Below are 7232 nucleotides of genomic sequence, written 5' to 3' on the forward strand. Positions count from 1 at the left end.
TCTCTGATTATGCCGACAACTTCTGCGCTCCATCCCACTGGCTCAAGGCCCTCGCAAGAAGGGTCGGCATAACGCGCGCGTCGGCATAATCCTCGTTATTCCGATGTCTGCATAGCGAGGACAACGACCGCTCGGCGTACAGCGGCAAGCGGCGGCCGGCATACGAGCGGCTCCTGACGGCTGTGGATGAGCATCGTCTCGACGCCGTCGTAACCTGGCACAACGACCGGCTGCACCGCTCGCCCCGGGAACTCGAAACCTTTATCGACCTGGTTGAGCGCAGCGGCGTGCGGGTGGCGGTGGTCAGCGGCGGCGACTACCACCTGACAACAGCTGAGGGACGGTTCACGGCGCGCATCGTTGGGGCGGTGGCTCGCAAGGAGTCCGAGGACCGCAGCCGGCGGGTGCGGCGGAAGCACCTGGAGCTCGCCGAGCAGGGGAGACCGGCGGGCCATCTCGGGTGGGGCGTGCGCAGCGAGGAGGAGCGTGATCTCGTTCGAGAGGCGGCCGATCGGGTTCTCGCCGGCCAGGAGCTCATGACCATCGCCCGGGATTGGAACCGTCGCGCCGTCCCGGGCACGACGGCGTCGCCCTGGACGGCGCCGACGTTGCGGAAGGTGCTCCTCTCGGCGCGGATCGCGGGCCTACGTGAGCACGGCGCGGATCCACGGGGCAGGGTCCTGGGGTCATTGACGCCGGCCGTGTGGGAGGGGGCGATCGACCGCCGCACGTGGGACCACGTCCGGACCGTGCTCCTGAACCCCGAGCGGCTCACCCTCGGGAACACGCCGACCAAGTACCTCCTCATGGGCCTCATCTTCTGCGGCGAGTGCGGCGGCCGGATGTTCTCCCGCCCTCGGGACGACCACACGAAGCGCTACGTGTGCGCTGGCCGTCGCCCCGGCCACCAGCTAACGATCGTGGCACAGCCCGTGGACGATCTGGTCGCCCGGCGCGTCCTGGAGCTGCTCACTACGCCGGGCTTCCGGGAAGCGGTCCTTGCTCAATCCGCACCGTCCGACGACGGATCGCTTGCGCGACCGCTTGCTGCGCTGGGATCAGCGCAGAGCCGCATGCAGACCCTCGATGACGAGTTCTACGTGCGAGGCGCCATCGGCCAGCGCCGGTACCGCTCGATCAGGACGAGGCTGGAGCGGGAAGTCGAGCGTCTGCACACCCAGGTCGATCGTGAGAGCAAGCAGCGGATCGTTCTTCATCCCGACCCGCGCCGCCTCTGGGCCGAAGCAGACTTCGGGCAGCGCCGCGAGTTGGTGCGCCTGGTTGTTGAACGTGTTCACGTGATGCCTGCGAGGAGGGGAGCTCGCTTTGATCCCGCCCGAGTTCGGCTCGACATCCCGCTGCTCGGCGGATCGGCCTTGCGACGGCCGGGCCGTGGGTGGGAAATTGCCGAGCGTGCCGCCGTCGACCAGGCATTCCCGGAGCCCCGAGGCGCCTATCCTACCGTTCGCGAGGGACCCGTCAAAGTCGGGCCAGGACGCGGAGTCGCTCCCGAACAAATTCTGTGGTGCTCCCTGTATGGCACGCCGGCCCGGTAGTCGTTGGCCTCGGCTCCTTCGAATAGCGGGCGGCGCAGAACGCGACCGCGTGTCGGCCGCCTTGTGTGCGAAAGACCGACTGGCAGTTGAACCGGTCACTGAATCTCAACTTCGACAGCATCCGGGTCACGAACAATTGAACGGACGACTGTCGGGAGATCGATGTCCGCGTCGCCATCGACCCAGTACCTACCTTCCCCATCGGTATTCCAGCCCCAAAAGAGCCCGACTGGCGGAAATCTCCGATTCAACTCCCCCGTGACTGATCCGAATTCGTGAGAAGGGAAGTAGACACGAGGGCCTCGCGGTAGCATAGAGGATGCAGGTGGTGGGGGCAAAAGGGCTGGGATCGCGGCCCCAGCTTCAGCGAGAGCGCGCAGGACCGCATCTGGGTTGACATCGAAGGAGACCAAAATATCCGGAACCCTGCTGTTTCGCCCATAGCACAATGCGATGAGTACATGCTCATCGGTTAGTCTTTCGGCACCCTCCGCCAAGGCAAGGCCTTCGGCGATCCCCACAAGTCGATACCATGCTGGATTGTACCGACGGTGGGGCCGCCCTTCAACACTGCGTCCGTAGGCAGCCTTCCAACGTTCCCACGTTAGGCCCACCGACGCAAGAACTCGGCTCGCAATCGTTGGTTCTTCCACTGAGAGCAGAGCACCGAGCGCGTGCTCGGGTCCGATGTGACGATGGCCGAGGTCCTGACTGACCTGCTCCGCGCGAGCCGCAATGCGGGCATCAGGGGACTGGCCCCAGTGCCGCCACGGACGCTCGATGCCTCGGACCCCTTGTCCATACGCAACAAGGTCCGCCCAATTCTCAAAGCCATGTTCGCGCGCGATACACAGCCGCGCGTCACCCAGAGTAAGAGCTATGAGTCCGCTGGAACTCGGACGATTCCACCCGAATCGGGGGTGAGCCCGTCGGACTCGCTCGGAGGCTATACGGTCCCCCGCCACGGCTCTTGTATGCAGCTCCCGTGCTGCGCGTCGTATACCTTGCATGTCCAAAGGTTCGGGCAAACTATCCATGACCTCACCCCTTCCACTTACCAGAGATGTTGCGAATAGAGGAATGGGACCAGTTTAGTGATCGACAACCCAGCATCGGCTAGGCGCACGGTCGCCTAGAATTTCGAACGGGTGCTGCCAGACCAGAAACGACGTTGAGCGTCCCAGCACTTGTCACGCACTGTCAATTCAATTTCGTTCAACGTTGGCGAGACTACAGTCCCTTGGCTGGAGACGACGCGGTTAGGTGAGCGAAGTCGGGAGAATTACGCGCAGGGGTTGCTGTGGCCCGCCCCTCGCCGGTATCGATCCGGGCTTGATCCGGACGAGTTCGAACCGTGGAGCGAGTGTTCAAATGTCCGGGGCCACGCGATTGGTGCACGGCGATCTCGTCGAACGGAGGCCGATCCGGTCGGAGGGACAGGGGGAAACCGATGCCCTCGTGCCGCGCATCACCCGGCGACCTACGGGCACCTATCTCTCGATGTGACTGCACCGCCTGCCGGGACGCGGATCGTTGAGTGGGTATGCCCGGACAATCCCCCCGCCCGGCCGTGAAACGGGCCGGGCGGCGGGAGTCGTACGTCTCGCCCGTCGGGCTGCGAAGCCTCGTGCCCGAGGGGCGAGCGATTTAGTACCAACGGCCCCTAACCGGCTCGAGGACCACCGGCGATTCCAACGTCGGCGCTGGGGCCACGTGAGACAGCTTTCCTGGGTGGTCCACCTGGGAGCTTCGACTCTGCGCGCGGGGGTTCCGTGGGGGTATCCGCTGCAGTCAGACACCGTATGCAGTTATTCCACGACTTGATACCGCTGAACACTCCGTAGGGATTGCCACGCCATGATCCGCCATCCCAGACGAGAGCATAGGCATTTGTGTAGTAGAAGCCATTGCCACACGGAGGCGAAGTCCAACCCCATCCCACTCGGAGCCACGCCCATGCGCCGCTACTAAAGAAGAATCCACTATCTGCGCACTTTGACCACGTTGACCCGCTCCACTTCCACGCCGTGTTGGCAACCGCGAGCCACCCAGTCGGAGCATTCGACAGTTGTCCATTGAAGAAGTTCATCCCCTGCCCCTCCGACACGAAGGGAGACGAGTATGACGGGCTTTGGCGGAGGACGGAGGTTGTTCCGATCGATTTCTCCCCAGTGTATAGCTCAGCCTGCCCAGTCGAGGCATTCATCTCTTCGTCCGTGAGCCACCAGCAACCAAGGGGCTTTCCTTGGGAATAGAAGCACTCGCAAGTGTACGTTGTGCGCACGCCATTCTCAATATAGTCGATCTTCGTACCCTTGGTTGACTCAACACAGTCATCTGGATTTGGTTGGGCATAGGCCGGTTGGATAACGCCGAGCGTGCTGCACATGACAAAGACGGCCGTCACCAGGAGGAGACGCCGCGTCGTTCGCTGTCTCATCGGTTGCTCTCAAGTTGCCAGATTGCGCGGAGAAATCTGGGTCGTTGCCTGAATGTCCGGCGGACTAAGAACACGCCGTCTAGCTCTAGCTTTCTGGTTTAACATTCGACCGTCGGTGTCTCAGCCGAACGATGGGCACTGGTGTTGCCGACACGCGGCACACCCGAATGACCAGCGTAGTGGGTGAATTGGTTGCGCGCCCATACCGTCAACGAGGCGAGCGTGCGCCCATCATAGGCGTATGGCGGGCATCGCGAGCGTTGGTGTTTATGTCGAGAATTCAGGTACGTCACAACAACGCTGAAAGCAATCCCGCATTGGGAACCCACCGTTGCATGCCGCCTTCCGGGAGTAGAGGTCGCCGACCACTCTGAGCAGACCCGACTTGGACAGCGTACGCCGGCGACACCGTCGTCAACCGCCCATCGGCGTCATGGTCTCCTCGGGTTCTCGTGGGCGATTGCATGTTGACGGCAGGGGGTGTCTGCACATGTCCAGGCGACGATGATGGGGACGTTCCGGCGGAAACCGTTTGATGATGGCAATCGGTCACGATGCCGAGAGCGGGGCCGTGGATCTCGATGCCGGCTCGGGTGACCTCCGCGCCGACGGTGAGCAGCTCGTCGGTGACCACACATAGCACGGCTTGGCGACGGCTTCGATGAAGGGGCCGGGGACGACGTCGGGATCGGCCACGACCAGAAGAGGCCGATGGTCGCCGCCGTTGCACACGGTCGCACACCTCAGTCCCTCGTCCTCTCGGCGGGCCCCCGTTTGGCGCGGGAGTCATCGACGAGGTCCTTTGTCGCTGGCCAAGGACATGGACTCGGCCTCGCCCTTCGTCGGCATCCCTCGTCGGTCAGCCCACCCACCGTGGCCCGCAAGCTGCGCAATGGGCATCCTCGCCCGCCACCGCACAGAACGCGAGCGGAAAAGATCCGTGTATACGCTTCGCACGAGTGGGAACATATTTCAGCGGGCGGGAGGGCGACGGCTTGCTCGCCGGTCGTTCCTCCCCTAAGCGTTCCGGTTCGGGATCCACTAGCACTAGCGGATCTGGTCCCATCGAGGAGGGTCGGAGGAGCGCGAGCGGATCACGACGGGCGTGACCAGGGCCGCCCTCGACCCGTCCCGAGGCCGGCGGGCGTACCGTAGTGATGTGACCCGGCCGGGAGAGCCCGCCCACGCGGGGGAGCAACTCCGCTCGCTGCGCGAGCGCGCCGGCCTTACCGTCGAAGAAGTGGCGGCGAAGGCCGGAGTCGACCCTCGCTGGCTTGCCTCGCTCGAATCTGGCGTTGGGACTCACGACGTGCTTTACAGCCAATGGCTCGTCCTCATCCGGGCGACGCAGCCGCCCCGGCCCGAGTGGTGGGACACGGGCCACGAGCACGACCTCCACTTGCCGCCCGGGGGCCACCACGAGCCGCGGACGCCCGAGGAGCGCGAGTACTGGGACCGTATTGAGGGGGTCCGCTCCGAGATTCGGAGACAATACGGTCATGGCCGACGCGGGGCCGCTCGACCCTGACCGACAGCTCGAAGAGCTGTGCCGCGTCCTCAACGACTTCGGCGTCCGCTACGTCGTGTTCGGGAGCCAAGTCGCCCGGCTCAACGGGGTGCCGATCGAGACGGTGGACGTCGACGTCGTACCGGAGCGCGACCGCGAGAACCTCGACCGCCTGGCCGCCGCCCTCAACACCCTGCAACCGCGCTGGCGCGTCGACGAAGTCCCGGGAGGCATGAAGATCGATGGCGCGCTGGAAGCACGGCACTTCCTCGGCGACTCCGTCGCTGTCGGCGTCTTGACCGCCGCGGGGCCGGTCGACGTTGTTCTCGAACCGATGGGTTACGAGGACGGCTACCCCGCGCTCGCGCCCCACGCGACCACCGTGAGACTCGGCAGGGTCGAGATCCGGGTCGGCAGCCTCGTCGATCTCGTGCGTTCGAAAGAGCTACTCGGGAGGGAGAAGGACTTGCAGCACCTGGCTGTCCTCTACGAGCGGCGACCCGAGCTCTCGCTGCCGCAGATCGGCCCGGAGCCCGATGCGGGGTTGGACCCGGGCCTATAGGCGAATTGTCGACCGCCGGCCGGCGGAGCGGCGGGGCGGCCGGCGAAGGTGGGCGAGGTGGACCGATGCTCGGTCGAGCAGGACCTCGTCAACCGCGGCGATGGCGACCGACGCCAGGCCGACCAGCACGCTGACTCGACACAAACAATGGACGGCGGTCAGCGCGGTCGCGGTCGGCGAGGATCCGCCTTCTTGACCGTGACACCTGCCGTGCATCGGTGAGCAAAGAGTGAGCAAACCGACGGGTAACGAGAGGTCGGAAGGACCACCAACGGACTGCGCCCGATTCCCTGACCAGCGAGTTCACGTCCGTTGAACGCCCTTCAGCACACTGGTTGCCGCTGTATTCTTGGGCGATCGGTTCCTTCACACGGCAGAGGTCGGGGGATCAAGACCCTCATCGCCCACCGGAAAAGTGCAGGTCAGCTAACGCTCACCTGCATTGGGTGAGAATCGGGTCGCGTGCCGCGGAACCCGGGGTGAGCGAAAAGTGAGCATGAGCGCTGCCGTGCGCCGACATGTTGATCCTTCCTGGACTCCGAGACATAGCGCGGCGGCGGGCAGCGCCAGTTCGGAACGGGCGTACGAGCCGTCGGCCGTTGCGCTGCGTGCGACTGGCGAGCGCCGAGCGAGGGACGGAGAGGCCGGCGCCGGCTCCCTGTGGGCCCACATCCAAGGAGAGCGCACGACCGCTGTGGTTGCCTTGATCGTCCTCGCTATCGGCGACGCGGCGTGGGGGAACGGCCCTCATGTGGGACTCCGGTCATGTTTCAGTGCCGGCAGGCCGCTCTGGGCGCATGTTCGGGGACAACCGTCTGCCTCCTGATGCGCAACCTGAGCCGTCGATACGTTCGCATCCTCGCGCCGGGGCAAGCGTGGACCGAGCGCTCCGGATCACCAGTTCGGGCGCGAAACCCATCCGGCGTACGGGGCGACCTCTGCCCGGCGACGCGAGGCGTCCTCCTGGGACAGTCGAGGGCAGCCGCGGCACCGCGAATATGGCTCCACACTTGGTAAGGTGCTGACCTACCAAGTAAGATGCACCAAGTAGATCGGAGTTGGGCAATGCCCGCAGCCTCGGAGTTCCTCGTCTCCTCCAGCGGCCAGATGTCCGTCCCGGCCGCTGTCCGCCACCGGTGGGGCCTCGATCACGGCGGGCGCGTGACC

The 7232-nt window shown here is 64.9% G+C and carries 3 protein-coding genes; all 3 read left to right on the forward strand.

From position 1 onward, the window contains the following. Positions 1–107 precede the first annotated feature (107 nt). The 3 genes from ACRDU5_RS18060 to ACRDU5_RS18070 all read left to right on the forward strand — a co-directional run bounded on the left by ACRDU5_RS18060 (position 108) and on the right by ACRDU5_RS18070 (position 6065). Positions 108–1556, forward strand: coding sequence for a recombinase family protein (locus ACRDU5_RS18060; protein WP_526616074.1), 1449 nt, complete (start codon positions 108–110; stop codon positions 1554–1556). A 3599-nt stretch (positions 1557–5155) separates the two neighbouring features. Beyond that, positions 5156–5524, forward strand: coding sequence for a helix-turn-helix domain-containing protein (locus ACRDU5_RS18065; RefSeq protein ID WP_526616071.1), 369 nt, complete (start codon positions 5156–5158; stop codon positions 5522–5524). Continuing rightward, positions 5496–6065, forward strand: a complete 570-nt coding sequence (locus ACRDU5_RS18070) for a hypothetical protein (protein ID WP_526616072.1) — start codon at positions 5496–5498, stop codon at positions 6063–6065. The genes ACRDU5_RS18065 and ACRDU5_RS18070 overlap by 29 nt, the downstream gene beginning before the upstream one ends. Positions 6066–7232 lie beyond the last annotated feature (1167 nt).

The organism is Mycobacterium sp. (assembly GCF_050701515.1).
Taxonomy (GTDB): domain Bacteria; phylum Actinomycetota; class Actinomycetes; order Mycobacteriales; family Mycobacteriaceae; genus Mycobacterium.